Origin of the sequence: Pseudomonas sp. B7, from assembly GCF_016735645.1 — a bacterium.
Taxonomy (GTDB): Bacteria; Pseudomonadota; Gammaproteobacteria; order Pseudomonadales; family Pseudomonadaceae; genus Aquipseudomonas; species Aquipseudomonas glycinae.
Genome location: NZ_JAERRE010000012.1, coordinates 1 through 25,499 on the forward strand (window position 1 = coordinate 1; position 25,499 = coordinate 25,499).

Genomic DNA, 25,499 nt, shown 5'->3' on the forward strand with positions numbered 1-25,499 from the left:
AGAAGTGAAACGATGCATCGCCGATGGTAGTGTGGGGTTTCCCCATGTGAGAGTAGGTCATCGTCAAGATCAAATTCCGAAACCCCAATTGCGAAAGCAGTTGGGGTTTTGTTTTGCCCGCAGGAAATTGGATTGTTTGAATTCTATGCAGCGGCCCGGTGCATGGCTATTATTCGGGCCTCATTCTGAGGCGAGACCTGCATGCTGACGTTGTTGAACCTTCTGAAGGATGGTCGATTCCATTCCGGTCAGGCTCTGGGGGCTGCCCTGGGAATTAGTCGAAGTGCGGTGTGGAAGCAGCTTCAGCACCTGGAGGCTGAGCTTGGGTTATCCATACATAAAGTCCGGGGGCGGGGCTATCAATTAGCCTCGCCATTGACTTTGCTTGACTCGCTCGAGATAGCGGAAAGTCTTCCTGGCTGGTCTGTCAGTATCTTTGATTCCGTCGACTCTACTAATGCTGAATCGTTGCGCGCGGTGGATCGGGGGCGGGCGGCTCCCTTTCTTGTACTGGCCGAGCTCCAAAGATCAGGGCGTGGGCGCAGGGGGCGTAAATGGGTGAGTCCGTTTGCTGAAAACCTCTATTACAGCCTCGTGTTGCGCATCGATGGTGGGATGCGTCAGCTTGAGGGGTTAAGTCTTGTTGTTGGTCTCGCGGTCATGCAGGCCTTGCATGCGCTTGGGGTGCCAGGTGCAGGGCTGAAATGGCCCAATGATGTATTGGTCGGGCGAAAAAAAATCGCCGGGATCCTGTTGGAGCTGGTTGGCGATCCGGCAGACGTGTGTCATGTAGTGTTGGGCATAGGCATTAATGTGAACATGCAAGCTACAGATGAAGTCGATCAGCAATGGACTTCAATGCGTCTGGAGTCGGGTAAATCTTGTGATCGCAATATTCTGGCGGTTGAGCTGAGTAAGCAGCTGCAACTCTATTTGCAGCGTCACCAATCGGGCGGCTTCTCTGTGCTTCGGGCGGAGTGGGAGGCGAGCCATTTGTGGCAGGGGCAGCCGGTTTCTCTCACTGCGGGGGTCAATCAAGTAGATGGTGTGGTGCTGGGAATCGATAATCAAGGCGCACTGCGGCTAAAGGTAGACGGTGTGGAAAAAGTCTTTAGTGGTGGTGAGCTCAGCTTGAGGTTGCGTGATGATTCTTGAGCTTGATTGTGGAAACAGCTTTATCAAGTGGCGTGTGCTGCGGGCTGAGGCGGGAGCCTTGATCGCGGAAGGAGTGGTCGACTCTGATGGCGCCTTGGTCGACAATCTAAGGTCGCTTGAGAAGGTATCTCTCGTCAAATGTCGCCTTGTTAGCGTAAGAACTGAAGATGAGACCAATTTGCTTATTGGCTTGCTTAAGCAGGAGTTCGGCATTTCCGTTGTCTGTGCGGCGCCCGCTCGCGAGATGTCCGGCGTAAAGAATGGTTACGACGATTATGAGCGCCTTGGCCTCGATCGTTGGCTTGCGATGCTTGGTGGTTTTCACCTGGCTAAAGGGGCTTGTCTGGTTCTAGATTTCGGGACGGCGGTGACCGCCGATTTTATCTCCGCGGACGGTGAGCATTTGGGAGGCTTCATTTGTCCCGGCATGCCGCTGATGCGTAATCAACTGCGTACCCATACTCGAAAAATTCGCTATGGAGATCTCGCGGCGGAGCGGGCATTGACGAGCCAGGCTCCGGGGCGCAATACAGTTGAGGCTGTAGAGCGTGGCTGTTCGTTGATGCTCAGAGGATTCGTGTTGACGCAGTTGGAGATGGCGCGTTCCTACTGGGGTGATGACTACCGAGTCTTCATCACCGGTGGTGATGCGGAGCTGGTCTCGGATGTCGCGCCTGAGGCTCGGGTTGTTTCCGATTTGGTGTTCGTGGGTTTGGCTATGGCGTGTCCTTTGTCCTGAGGTTTGTATGCGTTGGTTGTTCCTCCTGCTTCTGGTACTCAATGTGTTTTATTACGTCTGGCATCAGCAGGAGGCCCCTCTGCGCGCAAAGGATGTCACGCCGCTCAGTCTTTATCGTGGCTCGCAACAGGATATTCGCCTGTTGAGTGAGGCTGGAGGTGATGCTTCCCGTGAAAAAAGGACTGGGGGAAAGCCTGATGGGCAGTGCCTATATATAGGCGGCTTGGGTCTACCTGAGTCTGCTCAGGTGTTGGAACAGCGTTTGACGGAGCTTGGAGCAAAAGCTCTTCCTTCGTCAAAAGAGTCTTCCGGCGGCTCATATTGGTTCCAGATTACGCCCGAAACCCAGCGTTTGCTGGGTGATGCTCAGCTACAAAACCTTTCCAAGGAATTCAATGAGTTAAAACATAAAATAATGCTGTGCGAGGGGGTTGCACCTGCGGAATAGTTTGCATAGAATGGCGCCCGCTCCACAGCGAAGACCTGAAAAGGTTGATGCAGTGGGGTGGTGTCAATGCAGCTAACCTCAGGTTTTTAAATGAGAAAATGCTTGACAGAGGTTTGGCATGGTATAGAATGCCGGCCTGATTAGGAGGGGTTCCCGAGCGGCCAAAGGGATCAGACTGTAAATCTGACGTCTACGACTTCGAAGGTTCGAATCCTTCTCCCTCCACCAGATTTTAGCGTGAGCTGCAAGCTCCGCGGGTATAGTTTAGTGGTAGAACCTCAGCCTTCCAAGCTGATGATGCGGGTTCGATTCCCGCTACCCGCTCCAAGTTTGCAGGTTGTGCAAAGTGTTACGCTCTTGTAGCTCAGTTGGTAGAGCACACCCTTGGTAAGGGTGAGGTCAGCGGTTCAAATCCGCTCAAGAGCTCCATATAACAAGGCAGATATGAAAATATCTGCCTTTGTTTTAATGGCTCGTGTCGTTTGCTCAATTTCTTCTGTTAGGGGTGATATCGATGGCTAAGGAAAAATTTGATCGTTCCCTGCCGCACGTCAACGTTGGCACCATCGGTCACGTAGACCACGGTAAGACCACGCTGACCGCTGCTCTGACTCGCGTCTGCTCCGAAGTTTTCGGTTCGGCCGTAGTTGAATTCGACAAGATCGACAGCGCTCCAGAAGAAAAAGCTCGCGGTATCACCATCAATACCGCGCACGTTGAGTACAACTCGAACATTCGTCACTACGCTCACGTTGACTGCCCAGGTCACGCTGACTACGTGAAGAACATGATCACTGGTGCTGCGCAGATGGACGGCGCGATCCTGGTTTGCTCGGCCGCTGATGGTCCGATGCCACAAACTCGTGAGCACATCCTGCTGTCCCGTCAGGTAGGCGTTCCGTACATCGTGGTTTTCCTGAACAAGGCTGACCTGGTAGACGACGCTGAGCTGCTGGAACTGGTTGAGATGGAAGTTCGCGACCTGCTGTCCACCTACGACTTCCCAGGCGACGACACTCCGATCATCATCGGTTCGGCTCGTATGGCGCTGGAAGGCAAAGACGACAACGAAATGGGCACCACCGCTGTTAAGAAGCTGGTGGAAACTCTGGATAGCTACATCCCAGAGCCAGAGCGTGCTATCGACAAGCCATTCCTGATGCCAATCGAAGACGTGTTCTCGATCTCGGGTCGCGGTACTGTTGTGACCGGTCGTATCGAGCGCGGTATCGTTCGCGTTCAAGACGCCCTGGAAATCGTTGGTCTGCGTGACACCACCACCACCACCTGCACCGGTGTTGAGATGTTCCGCAAGCTGCTGGACGAAGGTCGTGCTGGCGAGAACTGCGGCGTTCTGCTGCGTGGTACCAAGCGTGACGACGTTGAGCGTGGTCAGGTTCTGGTTAAGCCGGGTTCGGTTAAGCCGCACACCAAGTTCACCGCAGAAGTTTACGTTCTGAGCAAGGAAGAAGGCGGTCGTCACACTCCGTTCTTCAAAGGCTATCGTCCACAGTTCTACTTCCGTACTACTGACGTGACCGGTAACTGCGAGCTGCCAGAAGGCGTTGAAATGGTAATGCCAGGTGACAACATTCAGATGACTGTTACCCTGATCAAAACCATCGCTATGGAAGACGGTCTGCGTTTCGCAATCCGTGAAGGCGGCCGTACCGTTGGTGCTGGCGTCGTAGCCAAGATCATCGAGTAAACAGTTGTAATGTCTTTTTCAGGCCGGCATAATGGTCGGCCTGATTTTGTTTTAGGTCAGTAGCTCAATTGGCAGAGCGACGGTCTCCAAAACCGTAGGTTGGGGGTTCGATTCCCTCCTGACCTGCCAGATTCACTCGGTGTGTCTGGCTTTCTTTTCACAGGATCTTCATAGATGACTCCTAAAGCTGAAGCTCAAGGCTCTCGCTTCGATTTGCTCAAGTGGCTCGTCGTAGTCGCTTTGGTAATTGTTGGCGTTGTCGGCAATCAGTATTACGCTGCTTCGCCGATCCTGTACCGCGTACTCGCATTGCTTGTCATTGCTGCTGTAGCTGCCTTTGTAGGTCTGCAGACTGCCAAGGGCAAGTCTTTCTTTGTACTGGTTAAGGAAGCTCGCACCGAGATTCGTAAAGTCGTATGGCCAACTCGCCAAGAAACGACACAGACCACGCTTATCGTTGTGGCTGTTGTTCTGGTTATGGCGTTGCTGTTGTGGGGGCTTGATTCCCTGCTCGGCTGGCTTGTTTCCTTGATTGTCGGCTAAGGGTGTCCCGTGGCTAAGCGTTGGTACGTTGTGCATGCTTACTCGGGTTACGAGAAGCATGTCATGCGTTCGTTGATCGAGCGCGTAAAGCTGGCTGGCATGGAAGATGGCTTCGGCGAAATTCTGGTTCCCACTGAAGAAGTGGTTGAAATGCGTAATGGCCAGAAACGCAAAAGCGAGCGCAAATTCTTCCCAGGTTATGTGCTGGTTCAGATGGATATGAACGAGGGTACTTGGCACTTGGTCAAGGATACTCCTCGGGTGATGGGTTTTATCGGCGGTACTGCTGATAAGCCAGCGCCAATCACTGATAAAGAAGCTGAGGCGATTCTGCGTCGCGTTGCTGACGGTAGCGACAAGCCGAAGCCGAAGACGTTGTTTGAACCAGGCGAAACCGTTCGAGTCAACGACGGTCCGTTTGCTGACTTTAACGGTGTTGTTGAAGAAGTTAATTACGAAAAGAGCCGGATCCAAGTGGCAGTGCTCATTTTCGGACGCTCTACTCCGGTAGAGTTGGAGTTCAGTCAGGTCGAAAAGGTCTAACTGAGCAAGCATCCCAACCCCGCAGCCCTAGGCTGTGGGGTTTTGTCGTCACTGGGATAAACGCGCAAGTAACCGGGGAGCCTTTCGAGGCGTTCGAACCCGTAATTGGAGTGCCTCATGGCCAAGAAGATTACCGCTTACATCAAGCTGCAAGTGAAGGCCGCTCAGGCTAACCCAAGCCCACCTGTTGGTCCTGCTCTGGGTCAGCACGGCGTGAACATCATGGAATTCTGCAAAGCTTTCAACGCCCGTACCCAGGGTCTGGAAGCTGGTCTGCCGACTCCGGTGATCATCACTGTCTACAGCGACCGTAGCTTCACTTTCGAAACCAAATCCACCCCTGCTTCGGTTCTGCTGAAGAAGGCGGCCGGTCTGACCAGCGGTTCCGCTCGTCCGAACACCGTTAAGGTTGGCACTGTTACCCGTGCTCAGCTGGAAGAAATCGCGAAAACCAAAAACGCGGATCTGACTGCAGCTGATATGGATGCAGCCGTGCGCACTATCGCCGGTTCTGCTCGTAGCATGGGCCTTAACGTGGAGGGTGTGTAATGGCTAAGCTGACCAAGCGCCAAAAGGCTATCGCTGAAAAAATCGAAGCGGGCAAGTCCTACAACTTCGAAGAGGCCGCAACTCTGCTGGCTTCGCTGCCAGCTGCCAAATTCGTCGAGTCGTTCGACGTAGCTGTAAACCTGGGCGTAGACCCGCGTAAATCTGACCAGGTCGTTCGTAGCGCTACTGTGCTGCCACACGGCACTGGCAAGACTGTTCGCGTTGCTGTGTTCACCCAGGGTCCAGCTGCTGAGGCCGCTCTGGCTGCCGGCGCTGACCGTGTAGGTATGGATGAGCTGGCTGCCGAAATGAAAGGCGGCGACCTGAACTATGACGTAGTTATCGCATCCCCGGATGCCATGCGCGTTGTAGGTCAACTGGGTCAGATCCTCGGTCCACGTGGTCTGATGCCTAACCCGAAAGTCGGCACTGTTACCCCAGACGTCGCTACCGCGGTCAAAAATGCCAAGGCTGGTCAGGTTCGTTATCGCACCGACAAAAACGGCATCATCCACACTTCCGTTGGCAAGATCGGCTTCGATGCCGTCAAGCTGAAGGAAAACGTTGAAGCCCTGATCGCTGATCTGAAGCGTATCAAGCCAGCTTCTTCGAAAGGTATCTATGTCAAGCGCGTTACCCTGAGCACCACTATGGGCCCAGGTCTGGTCATCGACCAGAGCTCGCTGGACGCGTAAGACAAAAATTGGCGCAGTTGACTGCGCCAATTGAAAGATTGGGGTCCCTGCCTGGCGGGGGCTATCCAAGACCGTAGGCGGCGCAAGTCTTAAACCTCAAGCCTACGCAGATGGTGCTCCCGGTTCCTTACCGAATCAGACACCAAAACGACATTCGGTTTCGATCGGATGAAACGGTAACAAGCAGGAGTTAAACCCGTGGCAATTAATCTCGAAGACAAGAAGGCCATCGTCGCTGAAGTCAACGAGGCTGCCAAAGTCGCTCTGTCCGCTGTCGTGGTTGATGCACGTGGCGTAACAGTAGGCGCAATGACCGGACTCCGTAAAGAGGCTCGTGAAGCTGGCGTTTACGTACGTGTTGTACGTAACACCCTGCTCAAGCGCGCTGTTGCTGGCACTTCGTATGAAGTGCTGAACGACGCGTTCACTGGCCCGACCCTGATCGCATTCTCCAACGAACACCCGGGCGCTGCTGCTCGTCTGTTCAAGGAATTTGCCAAGGGTCAGGATAAGTTCGAGATCAAGGCAGCTTCGTTCGAGGGCAAGTTCCTCGCAGCGAATGAGATCGACGTGCTGGCAAGCCTGCCAACTCGCGACGAAGCTATTGCGAAACTGATGAGCGTGATTCAAGGCGCTACCAGCAAGCTGGCTCGTACTCTGGCGGCAATTCGCGATCAGAAAGAAGCAGCTGCAGCCTGAGGCTGAGCGTTTCCACTCTCGCGTATTTTTGTTTATTTCGACGGCCGTACAGGCTGTCCACCAAATCAGGAATTGAGTCATGTCTCTGACTAACGAACAAATCATCGAAGCAATCGGCCAGAAAACCGTTCTGGAAGTTGTTGAGCTGATCAAAGCAATGGAAGAAACCTTCGGCGTGACCGCTGCTGTTGCTGCTGCTGGTCCAGCTGCTGCTGCCGCTGTTGTTGAAGAGCAAACCGAGTTCAACGTTGTTCTGGTTGAAGCCGGCGAGAAGAAAGTAAACGTGATCAAGGCAGTTCGTGAACTGACCGGTCTGGGCCTGAAAGAAGCCAAAGAGAAAGTCGACGGCGCTCCTCAGGTTGTAGCTGAAGGCGTTTCGAAAGAAGCTGCTGAAGACGCTAAGAAGAAGCTGGAAGAAGCAGGCGCTAAAGTCGAGCTGAAGTAAGCATCGACTTTGCTCCTCCAGCCCGAGCGTCAAGCGACAGGCTGATGGCTGGTGGCTCTTGCCACCGGCCTTTTTCCGTTATTGGCAGCCGACTGGGTCGGTGTCGATAACGAGCTGTAACCACCCGATGCGGTGGCGCAAACCATGGGGTTTGCACGATTTTCTGGCTGCTCCCGTCGGGAGGGGCCAAACAAGCAGGTGACCAAGCTGGGGAACGCTGATGGCTTACTCATATACTGAGAAAAAACGTATCCGCAAGGACTTTAGCAAGTTGCCGGACGTCATGGATGTGCCTTACCTCCTGGCCATCCAGCTGGATTCGTATCGTGAATTCTTGCAAGCGGGAGCGACTAAAGATCAGTTCCGCGACGTGGGCCTGCATGCGGCCTTCAAATCCGTTTTCCCGATCATCAGCTACTCCGGCAATGCTGCGCTGGAGTACGTCGGTTATCGCCTGGGCGAACCGGCATTTGATGTCAAAGAATGCGTATTGCGCGGTGTAACTTTCGCCGTACCTTTGCGGGTAAAAGTGCGCCTGATCATTTTCGACAAAGAATCGTCGAACAAAGCGATCAAGGACATCAAAGAGCAAGAAGTCTACATGGGTGAAATCCCATTGATGACTGAGAACGGTACCTTCGTAATCAACGGTACCGAGCGTGTTATCGTTTCCCAGCTGCACCGTTCCCCGGGCGTGTTCTTCGACCACGACCGTGGCAAGACGCACAGCTCCGGCAAGCTGCTGTACTCCGCGCGCATCATTCCTTACCGCGGTTCGTGGCTGGACTTCGAGTTCGACCCGAAAGACTGCGTATTCGTGCGTATCGACCGTCGTCGCAAGCTGCCGGCCTCGGTACTGCTGCGCGCGCTCGGTTATACCACCGAGGAAGTGCTGGACGCGTTCTACACTACCAACGTATTCCACGTGAAAGGCGAAGGCCTGAGCCTGGAGCTGGTACCTCAGCGTCTGCGTGGTGAAGTTGCGGTTCTCGATATCCAGGACGACAAAGGCAAGGTGATCGTTGAGCAGGGCCGTCGTATTACTGCCCGCCACATCAACCAGCTGGAAAAAGCCGGGATCAAAGAGCTGGACGTGCCTCTGGACTACGTTCTGGGTCGTACCACCGCCAAGGCCATCGTGCACCCGGCTACCGGTGAGATCCTGGCAGAGTGCAACACCGAGCTTTCGACCGAGATCCTGGCGAAAATCGCCAAGGCCGGCGTCGTACGCATCGAAACTCTGTACACCAACGACATCGACTGCGGTCCGTTCGTCTCCGACACGCTGAAGATCGACTCCACCAGTAACCAATTGGAAGCGCTGGTCGAGATCTATCGCATGATGCGTCCGGGTGAACCGCCAACCAAAGACGCTGCCGAGACCCTGTTCAACAACCTGTTCTTCAGTCCTGAGCGCTATGACCTGTCTGCGGTCGGCCGGATGAAGTTCAACCGTCGTATCGGTCGTACCGAGATCGAAGGTTCGGGCGTGCTGTGCAAGGAAGACATCGTCGCGGTACTGAAGACTCTGGTCGACATCCGTAACGGTAAAGGCATCGTCGACGACATCGACCACCTGGGTAACCGTCGTGTTCGCTGCGTAGGCGAAATGGCCGAGAACCAGTTCCGCGTTGGCCTGGTACGTGTTGAGCGTGCGGTCAAAGAGCGTCTGTCGATGGCTGAAAGCGAAGGCCTGATGCCGCAAGATCTGATCAACGCCAAGCCAGTGGCTGCGGCGGTGAAAGAGTTCTTCGGTTCCAGCCAGCTGTCGCAGTTCATGGACCAGAACAACCCGCTGTCCGAGATCACCCACAAGCGTCGTGTCTCTGCACTCGGCCCTGGCGGTCTGACTCGTGAGCGCGCGGGCTTCGAAGTCCGTGACGTACACCCGACTCACTATGGTCGTGTCTGCCCGATTGAAACGCCGGAAGGTCCGAACATCGGGCTGATCAACTCCCTGGCTGCTTACGCTCGCACCAACCAGTACGGCTTCCTCGAGAGCCCGTACCGCGTGGTGAAAGAGGGTGTGGTCACCGACGACATCGTGTTCCTGTCCGCCATTGAAGAAGCTGATCACGTGATCGCGCAGGCTTCGGCGACCATGAACGAGCAGAAAGTCCTGATCGATGAACTGGTGGCCGTGCGTCACCTGAACGAATTCACCGTCAAGGCGCCGGAAGACGTCACCTTGATGGACGTTTCGCCGAAGCAGGTAGTTTCTGTTGCAGCGTCGCTGATTCCGTTCCTCGAGCATGACGACGCCAACCGTGCGTTGATGGGTTCGAACATGCAGCGTCAGGCTGTACCAACCCTGCGTGCTGACAAGCCGCTGGTCGGTACCGGCATGGAGCGTAACGTGGCTCGCGACTCCGGCGTTTGCGTCGTGGCTCGTCGTGGCGGCGTGATCGACTCCGTTGATGCCAGCCGTATCGTGGTTCGTGTTGCTGATGACGAAGTTGAAACCGGCGAAGCTGGTGTCGACATCTACAACCTGACCAAATACACCCGCTCGAACCAGAACACCTGCATCAACCAGCGTCCGCTGGTGAGCAAAGGTGATCGCGTTCAGCGTAGCGACATCATGGCCGACGGCCCGTCCACCGACATGGGTGAGCTGGCTCTGGGTCAGAACATGCGCATCGCGTTCATGGCATGGAACGGCTTCAACTTCGAAGACTCCATCTGCCTTTCCGAGCGTGTGGTGCAGGAAGACCGCTTCACCACGATCCACATTCAGGAACTGACCTGTGTGGCCCGTGACACCAAGCTTGGCCCAGAGGAAATCACTGCGGACATCCCGAACGTGGGTGAAGCTGCGCTGAACAAGCTGGACGAAGCCGGTATCGTTTACGTAGGTGCTGAAGTTGGCGCAGGCGACATCCTGGTAGGCAAGGTCACTCCGAAAGGCGAGACCCAACTGACTCCGGAAGAAAAACTGCTGCGCGCAATCTTCGGTGAAAAAGCCAGCGACGTTAAAGACACTTCCCTGCGCGTGCCAACGGGCACCAAAGGCACTGTCATCGACGTACAGGTCTTCACGCGTGACGGCGTTGAGCGTGATGCTCGTGCACTGTCGATCGAGAAGTCCCAGCTGGACGAGATCCGCAAGGATCTGAACGAAGAGTTCCGCATCGTTGAAGGCGCGACCTTCGAGCGTCTGCGTTCCGCTCTGGTAGGCCACAAGGCTGAAGGCGGCGCCGGCCTGAAGAAAGGTCAGGACATCACCGACGAAGTACTCGACGGTCTTGAGCATGGTCAGTGGTTCAAACTGCGCATGGCTGAAGATGCTCTGAACGAGCAGCTCGAGAAGGCTCAGGCCTACATCGTTGATCGTCGCCGTCTGCTGGACGACAAGTTCGAAGACAAGAAGCGCAAACTGCAGCAGGGCGATGACCTGGCTCCAGGCGTGCTGAAGATCGTCAAGGTTTACCTGGCAATCCGTCGTCGCATCCAGCCGGGCGACAAGATGGCCGGTCGTCACGGTAACAAAGGTGTGGTCTCCGTGATCATGCCGGTTGAAGACATGCCGCACGATGCCAATGGCACCCCGGTCGACGTGGTCCTCAACCCGCTGGGCGTACCTTCGCGTATGAACGTTGGTCAGATCCTTGAAACCCACCTGGGCCTCGCGGCCAAAGGTCTGGGCGAGAAGATCAACCGGATGGTCGAAGAGCAGCGCAAAGTCGCTGAACTGCGTACCTTCCTGGACGAGATCTACAACCAGATCGGCGGTCGTAACGAAGATCTGGACAGCTTCTCCGATCAGGAAATCCTGGATCTGGCGAAGAACCTGCGTGGCGGTGTTCCAATGGCCACTCCAGTGTTCGACGGTGCCAAGGAAAGCGAAATCAAGGCCATGCTGAAACTGGCAGACCTGCCAGAAAGCGGCCAGATGCAGCTGACCGACGGCCGTACCGGCAACAAGTTCGAGCGTCCAGTTACCGTTGGCTACATGTACATGCTGAAGCTGAACCACTTGGTAGACGACAAGATGCACGCGCGTTCTACCGGTTCGTACAGCCTGGTTACCCAGCAGCCGCTGGGTGGTAAGGCGCAGTTCGGTGGTCAGCGTTTCGGGGAGATGGAGGTCTGGGCACTGGAAGCATACGGTGCTGCTTACACTCTGCAAGAAATGCTCACAGTGAAGTCGGACGATGTGAACGGCCGGACCAAGATGTACAAAAACATCGTGGACGGCGATCACCGTATGGAGCCGGGCATGCCCGAGTCCTTCAACGTGTTGATCAAGGAAATTCGTTCCCTCGGCATCGATATCGATCTGGAAACCGAATAACACGTGACGCGATCGAGAGCGGGGCAGGACTGCCCGCTCTCTGCTCCGCCAGGAGGAAAGGCCTTGAAAGACCTACTGAATTTGCTGAAAAACCAGGGTCAAGTCGAAGAGTTCGACGCCATCCGTATCGGATTGGCCTCGCCTGAGATGATCCGCTCGTGGTCGTTCGGTGAAGTTAAAAAGCCGGAAACCATCAACTACCGTACGTTCAAACCTGAGCGTGACGGTCTGTTCTGCGCCAAGATCTTTGGCCCGGTAAAGGATTACGAGTGCCTGTGCGGTAAGTACAAGCGCTTGAAGCACCGTGGTGTGATCTGCGAGAAGTGCGGCGTTGAAGTTGCACTGGCCAAGGTTCGTCGTGAGCGCATGGCGCACATCGAACTGGCTTCGCCGGTTGCCCACATCTGGTTCCTGAAATCGCTGCCGTCCCGTATCGGCCTGCTGATGGACATGACCCTGCGTGATATCGAACGCGTTCTCTATTTCGAGAGCTATGTCGTTATCGACCCAGGCATGACCACTCTTGAAAAAGGTCAGCTGCTGAACGACGAGCAGTACTTCGAAGCGCTGGAAGAATTCGGTGACGATTTCGACGCCCGTATGGGTGCTGAGGCTGTCCGTGAACTGCTGCACGCTATCGACCTGGAACACGAGATTGGCCGTCTGCGTGAAGAAATTCCGCAAACCAACTCCGAAACCAAGATCAAGAAGCTGTCCAAGCGTCTGAAGTTGATGGAAGCCTTCCAGGGTTCCGGCAACCTGCCAGAGTGGATGGTGCTGACCGTTCTGCCGGTTCTGCCGCCAGATCTGCGTCCACTGGTCCCGCTGGATGGCGGTCGTTTCGCGACTTCCGACCTCAACGATCTGTATCGTCGAGTGATCAACCGTAACAACCGTTTGAAGCGCCTGCTGGATCTGTCCGCTCCTGACATCATCGTGCGCAACGAAAAGCGTATGTTGCAGGAAGCTGTCGATGCACTGCTCGACAACGGTCGTCGTGGCCGCGCTATCACCGGTTCGAACAAGCGTCCTCTGAAATCCCTGGCTGACATGATCAAGGGTAAGCAAGGTCGTTTCCGTCAGAACTTGCTCGGTAAGCGTGTTGACTACTCGGGTCGTTCGGTAATTACCGTAGGTCCGACCCTGCGTCTGCATCAGTGCGGTCTGCCGAAGAAGATGGCTCTCGAGCTGTTCAAACCGTTCATTTTCGGCAAGCTGGAAATGCGTGGTCTGGCGACCACCATCAAAGCGGCCAAGAAAATGGTCGAGCGCGAACTGCCAGAGGTTTGGGATGTTCTCGCTGAAGTGATTCGCGAACACCCGGTTCTTCTCAACCGTGCACCGACCCTTCACCGTCTGGGTATCCAGGCGTTTGAACCGGTACTGATCGAAGGTAAGGCTATCCAGCTGCACCCTCTGGTCTGCGCCGCGTACAACGCTGACTTCGACGGCGACCAAATGGCCGTGCACGTGCCGCTGACGCTGGAAGCCCAGCTCGAAGCGCGTGCGTTGATGATGTCGACCAACAACATTCTGTCGCCAGCCAACGGTGAGCCAATCATCGTTCCGTCGCAGGACGTTGTATTGGGTCTGTACTACATGACTCGTGAAGCGATCAACGCCAAGGGCGAAGGTCGTGTGTTCGCGGATCTGCAGGAAGTTGACCGTGTGTTCCGTGCCGGCGAAGCCGCACTGCACGCCAAGATCAAGGTTCGTATCAACGAAACCGTGAACGATCGTGACGGCAACAGCGTGAACAACACTCGTATCGTCGACACCACTGTCGGCCGTGCGCTGCTGTTTCAGGTTGTGCCAAAAGGTCTGTCGTTCGACGTCGTCAACCTGCCGATGAAGAAAAAGGCGATCTCCAAGCTGATCAACCAGTGCTACCGCGTGGTTGGTCTGAAAGAGACCGTGATCTTCGCTGACCAGTTGATGTACACCGGTTTTGCCTATTCGACCATTTCCGGCGTTTCCATCGGTGTTAACGATTTCGTTATCCCGGATGAAAAAGCCCGCATCATCGGTGCTGCCACCGACGAAGTGAAAGAAATCGAGAGCCAGTACGCCTCCGGCCTGGTAACCCAGGGCGAGAAGTACAACAAAGTGATCGACCTTTGGTCGAAAGCGAACGACGAAGTCTCCAAGGCGATGATGGCCAACCTCTCGAAAGAGAAAGTCATCGACCGTCACGGCGACGAAGTCGAGCAAGAATCGTTCAACTCGATGTACATGATGGCAGACTCGGGTGCGCGGGGTTCCGCAGCACAGATTCGTCAGCTGGCCGGTATGCGTGGTCTGATGGCCAAGCCGGACGGTTCCATCATTGAAACGCCGATTACTGCGAACTTCCGTGAAGGTCTGAGCGTACTCCAGTACTTCATCTCGACTCACGGTGCTCGTAAAGGTCTGGCGGATACCGCGTTGAAAACTGCGAACTCCGGTTACCTGACTCGTCGTCTGGTAGACGTGGCGCAGGATCTGGTCGTGACCGAGATCGATTGCGGCACCGAACACGGTCTGCTGATGACTCCGCACATTGAAGGCGGTGACGTTGTAGAGCCGTTGGGTGAGCGCGTATTGGGTCGTGTCATTGCCCGTGACGTATTCAAGCCGGGTACCGAGGACGTCATCGTTCCTGCTGGCACTCTGGTAGACGAGAAGTGGGTCGAGTTCATCGAGCTGAACAGCATCGACGAAGTGATCGTGCGTTCGCCGATCAGCTGCGAAACCCGCTATGGCATTTGCGCCAAGTGCTACGGCCGTGATCTCGCTCGTGGTCACCAGGTGAACATCGGTGAAGCAGTCGGCGTTATCGCTGCCCAGTCCATCGGTGAGCCGGGTACCCAGCTGACGATGCGTACGTTCCACATCGGTGGTGCGGCAAGCCGTACTTCCGCAGCCGACAGCGTTCAGGTGAAGAATGGCGGTACCGTCCGTCTGCACAACCTGAAACACGTTGAGCGTGTGGATGGCAACCTGGTTGCTGTGTCCCGTTCCGGTGAGCTGGCAATCGCTGACGACTTCGGTCGTGAGCGCGAGCGTTACAAGCTGCCGTACGGTGCCGTGATTTCGGTTAAAGAAGGTGACAAGGTCGACGCTGGCGCAATCGTGGCCAAGTGGGATCCGCACACTCACCCGATCGTTACCGAAATGAAAGGTACCGTGACCTACGTGGGCATGGAAGAAGGCATCACGATCAAGCGTCAGACTGACGAATTGACCGGTATGACCAACATTGAAGTACTCGATGCCAAAGACCGTCCGGCTGCCGGCAAGGACATTCGTCCTGCGGTGAAGATGGTTGATGACAACGGCAAGGATCTGTTGCTGCCAGGCACTGACGTTATCGCTCAGTACTTCCTGCCAGCCAACGCCCTGGTCGGTGTTGCGGACGGTGCGAAGATTGCGATCGGTGATGTTATCGCTCGTATCCCGCAAGAAACTTCGAAAACCCGTGACATCACCGGTGGTCTGCCGCGTGTTGCAGACCTGTTCGAAGCCCGTCGTCCGAAAGAAGCGTCGATTCTGGCTGAAGTCAGCGGCACCATCGCGTTCGGTAAAGAGACCAAGGGCAAGCGCCGTCTGGTCATTACCCCGAACGACGGTAGTGATCCGTATGAAGAGCTGATTCCGAAGTGGCGTCACCTGAACGTGTTCGAAGGCGAGCAGGTAAACCGCGGCGAAGTTATCTCCGACGGTCCGAGCGATCCGCACGACATCCTGCGTCTGCTGGGTGTGAGTGCGCTGGCCAAGTACATCGTCAACGAGATCCAGGACGTTTACCGTCTGCAAGGCGTGAAGATCAACGACAAGCACATCGAGACCATCCTGCGTCAGATGCTGCGTAAGGTTGAGATCTCCGAGTCTGGCGATTCCAGCTTCATCAAGGGCGACCAGATGGAACTGACTCACGTTCTGGTAGAGAACGAGCGTCTGAACGCGGAAGACAAGTTTGTCTCCAAGTTCACCCGCGTTCTGCTGGGTATCACCAAGGCGTCGTTGTCGACCGAATCGTTCATCTCGGCGGCTTCCTTCCAGGAAACCACCCGCGTGCTGACCGAGGCGGCGGTAACCGGCAAGCGCGATTACCTGCGCGGCCTGAAAGAAAACGTGGTCGTGGGTCGTCTGATCCCGGCCGGTACCGGTCTGGCTTATCACAGCGAGCGCAAGCGTCGTCGTGATGCAGACAAGCCGTTGCGCGTAAGCGCCAGTGAAGTGGAAGCTGCACTGACCGAAGCGCTGAACTCGAGCGGTAACTGAGTTCTGCGAAAAATGAGCTGAGGCCCTGATCAAGCCGTTCATCGAGTCGAGACAATTTGTCGAGGTTCGACGAGCGGGGAGGTCGGGGCCTTGCCTTGACTGGGGACAAGATCCTCTTTAGACTCTTGATCCCCTAAATTTGGCGGGAATTCGTTCCTGCCATTTTGCTTTTCTTGCAAGACAATAGCGTCGCAAGACAACAGTGGAGCTAGTAGATGGCAACTATCAACCAGCTGGTACGTCAGCCGCGTAAGCGTATCGTCGAGAAATCCGACGTGCCTGCGCTGCAGAACTGCCCGCAACGTCGTGGCGTGTGCACCCGTGTGTACACCACTACGCCGAAAAAACCTAACTCGGCACTGCGTAAAGTATGCCGTGTGCGTCTGACCAACGGTTTCGAGGTTTCCTCGTACATCGGTGGTGAAGGCCACAACCTGCAAGAGCACAGCGTGGTACTGATCCGCGGCGGTCGTGTAAAAGACTTGCCAGGTGTTCGTTACCACACCGTTCGCGGCTCCTTGGATACTTCCGGCGTTAAAGGCCGTAACCAGGGTCGTTCGAAGTACGGTACCAAGCGTCCGAAGTAATCGGCCGTTTTGCAGATTTTCATTTTATTGAGTCGATAAGAGTAAGGTCGGGCGCGCATCCACTGGATCTGTCCCGAGCTAACCTGAAGACCGTTTGAGGGCTTATCAATGCCAAGACGTCGCGTAGCAGCAAAGCGTGAGATTCTGGACGATCCGAAATACGGAAGCCAAATCCTCGCCAAATTCATGAACCACGTTATGGAAAGCGGCAAGAAAGCCGTTGCCGAGCGTATCGTTTATGGTGCCCTGGAAACCGTTGCGGCTCGCAAGACCGGCACCGATCCCCTGGAACTCTTCGAAAAAGCACTCGACGCCATCGCTCCGCTGGTCGAAGTGAAGTCGCGCCGCGTTGGTGGTGCTACTTACCAGGTTCCGGTCGAGGTTCGTCCGTCCCGTCGTAACGCTCTGGCAATGCGCTGGTTGGTAGACTTCGCCCGCAAGCGCGGCGAGAAGTCCATGGCTCTGCGCTTGGCTGGCGAACTGCTGGATGCTGCTGAAGGTAAAGGTGCTGCTGTTAAGAAGCGTGAAGACGTGCACCGTATGGCCGAAGCTAACAAAGCTTTCTCGCACTACCGCTTCTAATTTTAGCTTCACTAATTTTGCGAGGGCTTTATGGCTCGTACTACTCCGATTAGTCGCTACCGTAACATCGGTATCGTCGCTCACGTGGATGCTGGTAAAACCACCACCACCGAGCGCGTCCTTTTTTACACTGGCAAAAGTCACAAAATGGGCGAGGTGCATGACGGCGCCGCGACCACGGACTGGATGGTTCAGGAGCAGGAGCGTGGTATTACCATTACTTCTGCTGCCATTACCGCCTTCTGGAAAGGTTCCGAGAAGCAGTACCCACACGAACATCGCTTCAACGTAATCGATACCCCGGGCCACGTAGACTTCACCATTGAAGTAGAGCGTTCCCTGCGCGTACTCGACGGCGCGGTCGTTGTGTTCTGCGGTACTTCGGGTGTTGAGCCTCAGTCGGAAACCGTATGGCGTCAGGCCAACAAATACGGCGTTCCACGTCTTGTTTACGTAAACAAGATGGACCGTGCTGGTGCCAACTTCCTGCGCGTGATCGGTCAGATCAAACAGCGTCTGGGTCACACTCCGGTGCCGATCCAGCTGGCTATCGGTTCGGAAGATAACTTCCAGGGCCAGATCGACCTGATCAACATGCAAGCTGTCTACTGGAACGACTCTGACAAGGGTATGGTTCCGGTTCGCAAGGAGATCCCTGCGGACATGCTTGAACTGGCTGAAGAATGGCGCAACAACATGGTTGAAGCCGCCGCCGAAGCCAGCGAAGAGCTGATGAACAAGTACCTGGAAGGTGAAGAGCTGTCGATCGCCGAGATCAAGGCTGCTCTGCGTCAACGTACTATCGCCGGCGAAATCGTTCTGGCTGTTTGCGGTTCTTCGTTCAAGAACAAGGGCGTTCCCCTGGTTCTCGACGCCGTTATCGACTTCCTGCCTGCTCCGACCGACATTCCTGCTATCAAGGGTTCCAACCCTGATAACGAGGAAGAAGAGATGGAGCGTCATGCAAGCGACGACGAGCCGTTCGCGGCCCTGGCGTTCAAGATCGCTACCGACCCATTCGTGGGTACCTTGACCTTCGTCCGTGTTTACTCGGGCGTGTTGAACTCCGGCGACGGCGTGATCAACTCGGTTAAGGGCAAGAAAGAGCGCGTTGGTCGTATGGTGCAAATGCACGCAAACGCCCGTGAAGAGATCAAGGAAGTGCGCGCTGGCGACATCGCGGCCCTGATCGGCATGAAGGACGTCACCACTGGTGAAACCCTCTGCAACGCTGACAAGCCAATCATCCTGGTTCGCATGGACTTCCCGGAGCCGGTTATTTCGGTTGCCGTAGAGCCTAAGACCAAGGATGACCAGGAAAAAATGGGTATCGCTCTGGGCAAACTTGCTCAGGAAGACCCGTCTTTCCGCGTTAAGACTGATGAAGAGACTGGTCAGACGATCATCTCCGGCATGGGCGAGTTGCACCTGGACATCCTGGTTGACCGGATGCGCCGTGAGTTCAACGTCGAAGCCAACATCGGCAAGCCACAGGTTTCGTACCGTGAGCGCATCACGAAGAACTGCGAAATCGAAGGCAAGTTCGTTCGTCAGTCCGGCGGTCGTGGTCAGTTCGGTCACTGCTGGATTCGCTTTGCTCCTGCTGACGAAGGTCAGGAAGGTCTGCAATTCCTGAACGAAGTAGTGGGTGGTGTGGTTCCTAAGGAATACATCCCGGCTATCCAGAAGGGTATCGAAGAGCAGATGAAGAACGGCGTTGTTGCCGGCTATCCGCTGATCGGCCTGAAGGCTACCGTGTTCGATGGTTCTTACCACGACGTCGACTCCAACGAGATGGCGTTTAAAGTGGCTGCTTCCATGGCGACCAAGCAACTGGCCCAGAAGGGCGGTGGTGAGTTGCTCGAGCCGATCATGGCGGTAGAGGTTGTTACGCCTGAAGACTATATGGGTGATGTGATGGGCGACCTTAACCGTCGTCGCGGCATGATCCAGGGTATGGAAGACACAGTGTCCGGCAAGGTTATCCGTGCCGAAGTTCCACTGGGTGAGATGTTCGGTTATGCGACCGACGTTCGCTCCATGTCCCAGGGTCGCGCAAGCTACTCTATGGAATTCAAAAAATACGATACGGCTCCGTCGCACATCGTCGAATCCGTTACCAAAAAACAAGGCTGATTCAGCCCCTTTAGGCTAGGAGTTAATTGTCGTGGCTAAAGAAAAATTTGATCGTTCCCTACCGCACGTAAACGTTGGCACCATCGGCCACGTTGACCACGGTAAAACCACTCTGACCGCTGCTCTGACTCGCGTCTGCTCCGAAGTTTTCGGTTCGGCCGTAGTTGAATTCGACAAGATCGACAGCGCTCCAGAAGAAAAAGCTCGCGGTATCACCATCAACACCGCGCACGTTGAGTACAACTCGAACATTCGTCACTACGCTCACGTTGACTGCCCAGGTCACGCTGACTACGTGAAGAACATGATCACTGGTGCTGCGCAGATGGACGGCGCGATCCTGGTTTGCTCGGCCGCTGATGGTCCGATGCCACAAACTCGTGAGCACATCCTGCTGTCCCGTCAGGTAGGCGTTCCGTACATCGTGGTTTTCCTGAACAAGGCTGACCTGGTAGACGACGCTGAGCTGCTGGAACTGGTTGAGATGGAAGTTCGCGACCTGCTGTCCACCTACGACTTCCCAGGCGACGACACTCCGATCATCATCGGTTCGGCTCGTATGGCGCTGGAAGGCAAAGACGACAACGAAATGGGCACCACCGCTGTTAAGAAGCTGGTGGAAACTCTGGATAGCTACATCCCAGAGCCAGAGCGTGCTATCGACAAGCCATTCCTGATGCCAATCGAAGACGTGTTCTCGATCTCGGGTCGCGGTACTGTTGTGACCGGTCGTATCGAGCGCGGTATCGTTCGCGTTCAAGACGCCCTGGAAATCGTTGGTCTGCGTGACACCACCACCACCACCTGCACCGGTGTTGAGATGTTCCGCAAGCTGCTGGACGAAGGTCGTGCTGGCGAGAACTGCGGCGTTCTGCTGCGTGGTACCAAGCGTGACGACGTTGAGCGTGGTCAGGTTCTGGTTAAGCCGGGTTCGGTTAAGCCGCACACCAAGTTCACCGCAGAAGTTTACGTTCTGAGCAAGGAAGAAGGCGGTCGTCACACTCCGTTCTTCAAAGGCTATCGTCCACAGTTCTACTTCCGTACTACTGACGTGACCGGTAACTGCGAGCTGCCAGAAGGCGTTGAAATGGTAATGCCAGGTGACAACATTCAGATGACTGTTACCCTGATCAAAACCATCGCTATGGAAGACGGTCTGCGTTTCGCAATCCGTGAAGGCGGCCGTACCGTTGGTGCTGGCGTCGTAGCTAAAATCATCGAGTGATCTCTTTATTGAGTCAGCTTTGATGAGTTGAAAAAGCCCCCGCTTAGCGGGGGCTTTTTTATTGGGTTGACACCTATCTGGGGCGTCTATAGAATTGCGCCTCCTTTTAACGGGCGTATTGCGCCCGGTGGGAATAGCAGCCGGAGTCTGAAATCCAATGCAAAATCAGCAAATCCGTATCAGGTTGAAGGCTTTTGACCATCGCCTGATCGACCAATCAACCCAGGAAATCGTGGAAACCGCGAAACGTACTGGTGCTCAAGTGCGTGGTCCAATTCCACTGCCTACCCGTAAAGAGCGGTTCACCGTTCTGGTTTCCCCGCACGTCAACAAAGACGCGCGTGACCAGTACGAGATCCGCACTCATAAGCGTGTTCTGGACATCGTCCAGCCAACGGATAAAACCGTTGATGCACTTATGAAGCTTGATCTTGCGGCCGGTGTGGAAGTGCAGATCAGCCTCGGCTAAGACTCGGTCTTGGTCGTGTAACGCTCTGAAATGGGCGGCCATAGCGGGTGAAAGCCCCGTACACTCATGAGGTTTACAACATGACTATTGGTGTAGTCGGTCGTAAAGCGGGTATGACCCGTATTTTCACCGAAGAAGGTGTCTCCATTCCGGTCACGGTCATTGAGATCGAGCCGAATCGCGTCACCCAGTTCAAAACTGAAGAAACCGATGGCTATCGTGCAGTGCAAGTCACTGTCGGCGAGCGTCGTGCTTCCCGTGTAACAGCTGCTCAGGCTGGCCACTTCGCCAAGGCGAACGTTGCCGCTGGTCGTACCGTAATGGAATTCCGCCTTGAAGAAGGCGAGTACCAGGCCGGCGATCTGATCAACGCTGAAATCTTCGCTGCTGGTCAACTGGTTGATGTAACCGGTCAGTCCAAAGGTAAAGGCTTCCAGGGTACGATCAAGCGTTGGAATTTCCGCGGGCAAGATAACACCCACGGTAACTCCGTATCCCACCGCGTCCCAGGCTCTATCGGCCAGTGCCAGACTCCTGGTCGTGTATTCAAGGGCAAAAAAATGTCCGGTCATATGGGCGCTGAGCGCGTGACCGTGCAGTCCCTGGAAGTAGTGCGCGTGGACGCTGAACGCAATCTGTTGCTGGTCAAGGGTGCTGTTCCTGGCGCTACTGGCGGCAACCTGGTTGTACGTCCAGCAGCCAAGGCTCGCGGTTAAGGGGAAGCTGACATGCAATTAAATGTAAATGACGCTCAAGCGATCGAAGTTTCCGAACTGACATTTGGCGGCGAATTCAACGAGACGCTGGTTCACCAAGCAGTCGTGGCCTACATGGCCGGCGGCCGTCAAGGTAGCAAGCAGCAAAAGACCCGTTCCGACGTTCGTGGTGGCGGTAAGCGCCCATGGCGTCAGAAAGGTACTGGCCGTGCTCGTGCCGGTACTATCCGTAGCCCAATCTGGCGCGGCGGCGGCACCACTTTCGCAGCTCGTCCACAGGATCACTCCCAGAAGCTGAACAAGAAGATGTACCGCGCAGCAATGCGTTCCATCCTTGCTGAGCTGGTGCGTACTGATCGTCTGGTCGTGGTTCAGGATTTCGCAGTTGAAACTCCGAAAACCAAAGACCTGCTGGGCAAACTGAACAACATGAGCCTGACCGACGTTCTGATCGTGTCGGACGCTGTTGATCAGAACCTGTACCTGGCTGCTCGCAACCTGCCGCACGTAGATGTACGTGACGTGCAAGGTTCCGATCCAGTTAGTCTGATCGCATACGACAAGGTGTTGATCACCGTGTCGGCCGTGAAGAAATTCGAGGAGCTGCTGGGATGAACCAGGAACGCGTATTTAAAGTTCTGCTTGGCCCGCACGTTTCCGAGAAGGCTACGGTTCTGGCAGACAAGAAAGGCCAGTTCGTTTTCAAGGTTGCTACTGACGCAACCAAGCTGGAAATCAAGAAGGCCGTCGAAAGCCTGTTCAGCGTGAAAGTTGAGCGTGTTACTACCCTGAACGTTCTGGGTAAGAGTAAGCGCACCGCTCGCGGTCTGGGCAAGCGTAATGACTGGAAGAAGGCAGTTATCTCCCTTCAGCCAGGCCAAGATCTCGATTTCAGCAGCAGTGCTGAGTAAGGAAGGGGTGCATCATGGCAATCGTTAAATGCAAACCGACTTCCCCTGGCCGCCGTTTTGTGGTCAAGGTGGTCAACCAGGAGCTGCATAAAGGCGCTCCTCACGCACCGCTGCTCGAGAAAAAGTCGAAGTCTGGTGGTCGTAACAACAATGGCCGTATTACCACTCGTCACATTGGTGGTGGTCATAAGCAGCATTATCGTCTGGTCGACTTCCGTCGCAACGACAAAGATGGCATCGCTGCCACTGTCGAGCGTATCGAATACGATCCAAACCGTACTGCTCACATCGCTCTGCTGCTGTACGCAGATGGCGAGCGTCGCTACATCATCGCCCCTAAAGGCGTGAGCGCTGGCGACCAGCTGATCGCAGGTGCTCTGGCACCGATCAAGCCGGGCAACGCTCTGCAACTGCGCAACATTCCAGTTGGTAGCACCGTACACGGCATCGAACTGAAGCCAGGTAAGGGCGCACAAATCGCTCGTTCCGCTGGTGCTTCGGCTCAGCTGATCGCTCGTGAAGGCGTTTACGTGACCCTGCGTCTGCGTTCCGGTGAAATGCGTAAAGTACTGGCTGAGTGCCGTGCGACCCTGGGCGAAGTCTCGAACTCCGAGCACAGCCTGCGTTCGCTGGGTAAAGCTGGTGCCAAACGCTGGCGTGGCGTTCGCCCAACCGTTCGTGGTGTTGCCATGAACCCGGTTGACCACCCACATGGTGGTGGTGAAGGTCGTACCTCTGGTGGTCGTCATCCGGTATCGCCATGGGGCTTCCCGACTAAGGGCGCGAAGACTCGTGGTAATAAGCGTACCGACAAAATGATCGTCCGTCGTCGCAAGTAAATAGAGGGATACGACAGTGCCACGTTCTCTGAAAAAAGGTCCTTTTATTGATCTTCACCTACTGAAGAAGATCGAAGTGGCGGCGGAAAAGAACGATCGCAAACCAATTAAGACTTGGTCGCGTCGTTCGATGATCCTGCCACAAATGGTCGGTCTGACCATCGCAGTACACAACGGTCGTCAGCACGTCCCAGTTCTCGTAAACGAAGACATGGTCGGCCACAAACTGGGCGAGTTCGCCGGTACCCGCAACTATCGCGGGCACGTGGCAGACAAGAAAGCCAAGCGTTAAGGGGTAAGGAAATGGAAGTAGCCGCTAAGTTGTCGGGCGCTCGAATCTCCGCCCAGAAAGCCCGCTTGGTCGCCGACCAGATCCGCGGGAAGAAGGTGGGCGAAGCGCTCAACCTGTTGGCTTTCAGCAGTAAGAAAGCCGCCGAGATCATGAAAAAAGTGCTGGAGTCGGCCGTAGCCAACGCCGAGCATAACGAAGGCGCAGACGTTGATGACCTGAAGGTCAGCACCGTTTTCGTCAACGAAGGGCGTTCGCTGAAGCGCATCATGCCACGTGCCAAAGGCCGTGCTGATCGCATCGTCAAGCGGTCTTGCCATATCACTGTCAAGGTTGCTGACAAGTAACGGAGTCGAAGAGATGGGTCAGAAAGTACATCCCATTGGCATTCGCCTGGGAATCGTCAAGGAGCACACCTCCGTCTGGTACGCAGACGGTCGGACTTATGCGGACTACTTGTTCGCTGATCTGAAGGTGCGTGAATACCTCCAAGACAAACTAAAAAGCGCGTCCGTAAGCCGTATCGATATCCATCGTCCGGCCCAAACTGCACGCATCACCATCCACACCGCTCGTCCAGGTATCGTTATCGGGAAGAAAGGTGAAGATGTTGAGAAACTGCGTCAGGACCTGACCAAGCAAATGGGTGTGCCTGTGCACATCAATATCGAAGAGATCCGCAAGCCGGAGCTCGACGGTATGCTGGTTGCGCAGAGCGTAGCTCAGCAGCTGGAGCGTCGTGTAATGTTCCGTCGCGCCATGAAGCGCGCTGTACAGAACGCCATGCGCATTGGTGCCAAAGGCATCAAAATCCAAGTGAGCGGTCGTCTCGGCGGTGCTGAAATCGCACGTACTGAATGGTATCGCGAAGGTCGTGTGCCACTGCACACCCTGCGTGCCGACATCGACTATGCCAACTACGAAGCTCACACCACTTACGGTGTGATCGGTGTAAAGGTTTGGATCTTCAAAGGCGAAGTAATTGGTGGTCGCCAAGAAGAGCTGAAGCCACAAGCACCAGCGCCTCGTAAAAAAGCTGCTAAGTAAGGGGTACGCCAAATGTTGCAACCTAAGCGTACGAAGTTCCGCAAGCAGATGACCGGCCACAACCGTGGTCTGGCACTGCGCGGTAGCAAAGTCAGCTTCGGCGAGTTCGCGCTGAAGTCTGTAGCTCGTGGTCGTCTCACCGCTCGTCAGATCGAGTCAGCGCGTCGTGCTCTGACCCGTCACGTAAAACGTGGCGGCAAGATCTGGATCCGTGTATTCCCGGACAAGCCGATCTCCAAAAAGCCTCTCGAGGTTCGTATGGGTAAAGGTAAGGGTAACGTGGAGTACTGGGTTGCCCAGATTCAGCCAGGCAAAGTCCTGTATGAAATCGAGGGTGTTTCTGAAGAGCTGGCGCGTGAGGCTTTCGCCCTGGCTGCTGCAAAGCTGCCGCTCGCCACCTCCTTTGTTAAACGGACGGTGATGTGATGAAAGCGAATGAACTTCGTGAAAAATCCGCACAGCAGCTGAACGAGCAACTGCTCGGCTTGCTGCGCGACCAGTTCAATCTGCGCATGCAGAAAGCAACTGGCCAGTTGGGGCAGTCTCATCTGCTCTCGCAAGTTAAGCGTGACATCGCTCGCGTGAAGACTGTGCTCAACCAGCAGGCAGGTAAGTGA

At 55.3% G+C, this 25,499-nt stretch carries 26 protein-coding genes and 4 tRNA genes; all 30 read left to right on the plus strand.

The features are described 5' to 3' along the window. Positions 1-201 precede the first annotated feature (201 nt). The 30 genes from birA to rpmC all read left to right on the plus strand — a co-directional run bounded on the left by birA (position 202) and on the right by rpmC (position 25,499). Positions 202-1,155: a bifunctional biotin--[acetyl-CoA-carboxylase] ligase/biotin operon repressor BirA gene (gene birA / locus JKA62_RS24275; protein WP_011336178.1), complete on the plus strand. Its 954-nt coding sequence runs from the start codon at positions 202-204 to the stop codon at positions 1,153-1,155. Next, positions 1,145-1,894, plus strand: a complete 750-nt coding sequence (locus tag JKA62_RS24280) for a pantothenate kinase (protein WP_011336177.1) — start codon at positions 1,145-1,147, stop codon at positions 1,892-1,894. Before birA ends, JKA62_RS24280 begins: the two co-directional genes overlap by 11 nt. Before the next feature lie 7 nt (positions 1,895-1,901). Continuing rightward, positions 1,902-2,342 (plus strand): hypothetical protein, encoded by a 441-nt coding sequence (locus tag JKA62_RS24285; RefSeq protein WP_011336176.1) that lies wholly within the window; start codon positions 1,902-1,904, stop codon positions 2,340-2,342. A 143-nt stretch (positions 2,343-2,485) separates the two neighbouring features. Then, positions 2,486-2,570, plus strand: a tRNA-Tyr gene (locus tag JKA62_RS24290). Between the two features lie 25 nt (positions 2,571-2,595). Further along, positions 2,596-2,669, plus strand: a tRNA-Gly gene (locus JKA62_RS24295). Between the two features lie 26 nt (positions 2,670-2,695). Beyond that, positions 2,696-2,771 (plus strand) — tRNA-Thr (locus tag JKA62_RS24300). An 85-nt stretch (positions 2,772-2,856) separates the two neighbouring features. Next, on the plus strand, positions 2,857-4,050 hold the full coding sequence (tuf, locus tag JKA62_RS24305; RefSeq protein ID WP_010220303.1) for an elongation factor Tu: 1,194 nt from the start codon (positions 2,857-2,859) through the stop codon (positions 4,048-4,050). A 53-nt stretch (positions 4,051-4,103) separates the two neighbouring features. Further along, a tRNA-Trp gene (locus JKA62_RS24310) sits at positions 4,104-4,179 on the plus strand. A gap of 45 nt (positions 4,180-4,224) precedes the next feature. Then, a complete protein-coding gene (secE, locus tag JKA62_RS24315) occupies positions 4,225-4,593 on the plus strand; it encodes a preprotein translocase subunit SecE (protein ID WP_007957600.1) in 369 nt (122 codons plus the stop codon). A 9-nt stretch (positions 4,594-4,602) separates the two neighbouring features. After that, a complete protein-coding gene (gene nusG, locus JKA62_RS24320; protein WP_007957598.1) occupies positions 4,603-5,136 on the plus strand; it encodes a transcription termination/antitermination protein NusG in 534 nt (177 codons plus the stop codon). Between the two features lie 117 nt (positions 5,137-5,253). Beyond that, positions 5,254-5,685 (plus strand): 50S ribosomal protein L11, encoded by a 432-nt coding sequence (rplK, locus tag JKA62_RS24325; protein ID WP_003228756.1) that lies wholly within the window; start codon positions 5,254-5,256, stop codon positions 5,683-5,685. Then, positions 5,685-6,380 carry a 50S ribosomal protein L1 gene (gene rplA, locus JKA62_RS24330; RefSeq protein ID WP_011336175.1) on the plus strand — a complete coding sequence of 232 codons (696 nt, stop codon included), beginning with the start codon at positions 5,685-5,687 and terminating at the stop codon, positions 6,378-6,380. The genes rplK and rplA overlap by 1 nt, the downstream gene beginning before the upstream one ends. A 198-nt stretch (positions 6,381-6,578) precedes the next feature. Beyond that, positions 6,579-7,079: a 50S ribosomal protein L10 gene (gene rplJ / locus JKA62_RS24335; protein WP_011336174.1), complete on the plus strand. Its 501-nt coding sequence runs from the start codon at positions 6,579-6,581 to the stop codon at positions 7,077-7,079. 79 nt (positions 7,080-7,158) lie between these two features. Further along, the gene (gene rplL / locus JKA62_RS24340) at positions 7,159-7,524 is read left to right on the plus strand and encodes a 50S ribosomal protein L7/L12 (RefSeq protein WP_007957596.1); all 366 of its coding nucleotides are present in this window, start codon (positions 7,159-7,161) and stop codon (positions 7,522-7,524) included. Between the two features lie 220 nt (positions 7,525-7,744). Next, positions 7,745-11,818, plus strand: a complete 4,074-nt coding sequence (rpoB, locus tag JKA62_RS24345) for a DNA-directed RNA polymerase subunit beta (protein ID WP_007957595.1) — start codon at positions 7,745-7,747, stop codon at positions 11,816-11,818. Between the two features lie 63 nt (positions 11,819-11,881). After that, a complete protein-coding gene (gene rpoC / locus JKA62_RS24350) occupies positions 11,882-16,081 on the plus strand; it encodes a DNA-directed RNA polymerase subunit beta' (RefSeq protein ID WP_007957594.1) in 4,200 nt (1,399 codons plus the stop codon). Positions 16,082-16,296: 215 nt separating this feature from the next. Beyond that, entirely contained in the window at positions 16,297-16,668 is a 372-nt protein-coding gene (rpsL, locus tag JKA62_RS24355) for a 30S ribosomal protein S12 (protein ID WP_003186084.1), read from the plus strand. 108 nt (positions 16,669-16,776) lie between these two features. Further along, positions 16,777-17,250, plus strand: a complete 474-nt coding sequence (gene rpsG / locus JKA62_RS24360) for a 30S ribosomal protein S7 (RefSeq protein ID WP_007957592.1) — start codon at positions 16,777-16,779, stop codon at positions 17,248-17,250. Positions 17,251-17,280: 30 nt separating this feature from the next. Then, positions 17,281-19,386 (plus strand): elongation factor G, encoded by a 2,106-nt coding sequence (gene fusA / locus JKA62_RS24365; protein ID WP_011336173.1) that lies wholly within the window; start codon positions 17,281-17,283, stop codon positions 19,384-19,386. A gap of 31 nt (positions 19,387-19,417) precedes the next feature. Then, positions 19,418-20,611 carry an elongation factor Tu gene (gene tuf / locus JKA62_RS24370; protein ID WP_010220303.1) on the plus strand — a complete coding sequence of 398 codons (1,194 nt, stop codon included), beginning with the start codon at positions 19,418-19,420 and terminating at the stop codon, positions 20,609-20,611. 157 nt (positions 20,612-20,768) lie between these two features. Further along, complete coding sequence (gene rpsJ / locus JKA62_RS24375; RefSeq protein WP_003186070.1) at positions 20,769-21,080, plus strand: 30S ribosomal protein S10; 312 nt, start codon at positions 20,769-20,771, stop codon at positions 21,078-21,080. A gap of 80 nt (positions 21,081-21,160) precedes the next feature. Continuing rightward, positions 21,161-21,796, plus strand: coding sequence for a 50S ribosomal protein L3 (gene rplC, locus JKA62_RS24380; protein ID WP_007955641.1), 636 nt, complete (start codon positions 21,161-21,163; stop codon positions 21,794-21,796). Positions 21,797-21,808: 12 nt separating this feature from the next. Beyond that, positions 21,809-22,411 carry a 50S ribosomal protein L4 gene (gene rplD / locus JKA62_RS24385; protein ID WP_003228735.1) on the plus strand — a complete coding sequence of 201 codons (603 nt, stop codon included), beginning with the start codon at positions 21,809-21,811 and terminating at the stop codon, positions 22,409-22,411. Next, complete coding sequence (rplW, locus tag JKA62_RS24390) at positions 22,408-22,707, plus strand: 50S ribosomal protein L23 (RefSeq protein WP_002555488.1); 300 nt, start codon at positions 22,408-22,410, stop codon at positions 22,705-22,707. The genes rplD and rplW overlap by 4 nt, the downstream gene beginning before the upstream one ends. Before the next feature lie 14 nt (positions 22,708-22,721). Next, positions 22,722-23,546 carry a 50S ribosomal protein L2 gene (gene rplB, locus JKA62_RS24395; RefSeq protein ID WP_003186055.1) on the plus strand — a complete coding sequence of 275 codons (825 nt, stop codon included), beginning with the start codon at positions 22,722-22,724 and terminating at the stop codon, positions 23,544-23,546. Between the two features lie 16 nt (positions 23,547-23,562). After that, a complete protein-coding gene (gene rpsS, locus JKA62_RS24400) occupies positions 23,563-23,838 on the plus strand; it encodes a 30S ribosomal protein S19 (RefSeq protein WP_011336172.1) in 276 nt (91 codons plus the stop codon). 11 nt (positions 23,839-23,849) lie between these two features. Then, positions 23,850-24,182, plus strand: coding sequence for a 50S ribosomal protein L22 (gene rplV / locus JKA62_RS24405; protein ID WP_003103908.1), 333 nt, complete (start codon positions 23,850-23,852; stop codon positions 24,180-24,182). Positions 24,183-24,195: 13 nt separating this feature from the next. Continuing rightward, positions 24,196-24,882 carry a 30S ribosomal protein S3 gene (gene rpsC / locus JKA62_RS24410; RefSeq protein ID WP_003176422.1) on the plus strand — a complete coding sequence of 229 codons (687 nt, stop codon included), beginning with the start codon at positions 24,196-24,198 and terminating at the stop codon, positions 24,880-24,882. Between the two features lie 12 nt (positions 24,883-24,894). Continuing rightward, the gene (gene rplP / locus JKA62_RS24415) at positions 24,895-25,308 is read left to right on the plus strand and encodes a 50S ribosomal protein L16 (protein WP_003228729.1); all 414 of its coding nucleotides are present in this window, start codon (positions 24,895-24,897) and stop codon (positions 25,306-25,308) included. Beyond that, positions 25,308-25,499: a 50S ribosomal protein L29 gene (gene rpmC / locus JKA62_RS24420; protein ID WP_002555481.1), complete on the plus strand. Its 192-nt coding sequence runs from the start codon at positions 25,308-25,310 to the stop codon at positions 25,497-25,499. The genes rplP and rpmC overlap by 1 nt, the downstream gene beginning before the upstream one ends.

Excerpts from the sequence above, each read along its gene's own strand:
- birA (WP_011336178.1), top strand. The coding sequence starts at position 202 with ATGCTGACGTTGTTGAACCTTCTGAAGGATGGTCGATTCCATTCCGGT.
- JKA62_RS24280 (WP_011336177.1), top strand. The coding sequence starts at position 1,145 with ATGATTCTTGAGCTTGATTGTGGAAACAGCTTTATCAAGTGGCGTGTG.
- JKA62_RS24285 (WP_011336176.1), top strand. The coding sequence starts at position 1,902 with ATGCGTTGGTTGTTCCTCCTGCTTCTGGTACTCAATGTGTTTTATTAC.
- tuf (WP_010220303.1), top strand. The coding sequence starts at position 2,857 with ATGGCTAAGGAAAAATTTGATCGTTCCCTGCCGCACGTCAACGTTGGC.
- secE (WP_007957600.1), top strand. The coding sequence starts at position 4,225 with ATGACTCCTAAAGCTGAAGCTCAAGGCTCTCGCTTCGATTTGCTCAAG.
- rplK (WP_003228756.1), top strand. The coding sequence starts at position 5,254 with ATGGCCAAGAAGATTACCGCTTACATCAAGCTGCAAGTGAAGGCCGCT.
- rplA (WP_011336175.1), top strand. The coding sequence starts at position 5,685 with ATGGCTAAGCTGACCAAGCGCCAAAAGGCTATCGCTGAAAAAATCGAA.
- rplL (WP_007957596.1), top strand. The coding sequence starts at position 7,159 with ATGTCTCTGACTAACGAACAAATCATCGAAGCAATCGGCCAGAAAACC.
- rpoB (WP_007957595.1), top strand. The coding sequence starts at position 7,745 with ATGGCTTACTCATATACTGAGAAAAAACGTATCCGCAAGGACTTTAGC.
- rpsL (WP_003186084.1), top strand. The coding sequence starts at position 16,297 with ATGGCAACTATCAACCAGCTGGTACGTCAGCCGCGTAAGCGTATCGTC.
- rpsG (WP_007957592.1), top strand. The coding sequence starts at position 16,777 with ATGCCAAGACGTCGCGTAGCAGCAAAGCGTGAGATTCTGGACGATCCG.
- fusA (WP_011336173.1), top strand. The coding sequence starts at position 17,281 with ATGGCTCGTACTACTCCGATTAGTCGCTACCGTAACATCGGTATCGTC.
- rpsJ (WP_003186070.1), top strand. The coding sequence starts at position 20,769 with ATGCAAAATCAGCAAATCCGTATCAGGTTGAAGGCTTTTGACCATCGC.
- rplC (WP_007955641.1), top strand. The coding sequence starts at position 21,161 with ATGACTATTGGTGTAGTCGGTCGTAAAGCGGGTATGACCCGTATTTTC.
- rplD (WP_003228735.1), top strand. The coding sequence starts at position 21,809 with ATGCAATTAAATGTAAATGACGCTCAAGCGATCGAAGTTTCCGAACTG.
- rplW (WP_002555488.1), top strand. The coding sequence starts at position 22,408 with ATGAACCAGGAACGCGTATTTAAAGTTCTGCTTGGCCCGCACGTTTCC.
- rplB (WP_003186055.1), top strand. The coding sequence starts at position 22,722 with ATGGCAATCGTTAAATGCAAACCGACTTCCCCTGGCCGCCGTTTTGTG.
- rplV (WP_003103908.1), top strand. The coding sequence starts at position 23,850 with ATGGAAGTAGCCGCTAAGTTGTCGGGCGCTCGAATCTCCGCCCAGAAA.
- rpsC (WP_003176422.1), top strand. The coding sequence starts at position 24,196 with ATGGGTCAGAAAGTACATCCCATTGGCATTCGCCTGGGAATCGTCAAG.
- rplP (WP_003228729.1), top strand. The coding sequence starts at position 24,895 with ATGTTGCAACCTAAGCGTACGAAGTTCCGCAAGCAGATGACCGGCCAC.
- rpmC (WP_002555481.1), top strand. The coding sequence starts at position 25,308 with ATGAAAGCGAATGAACTTCGTGAAAAATCCGCACAGCAGCTGAACGAG.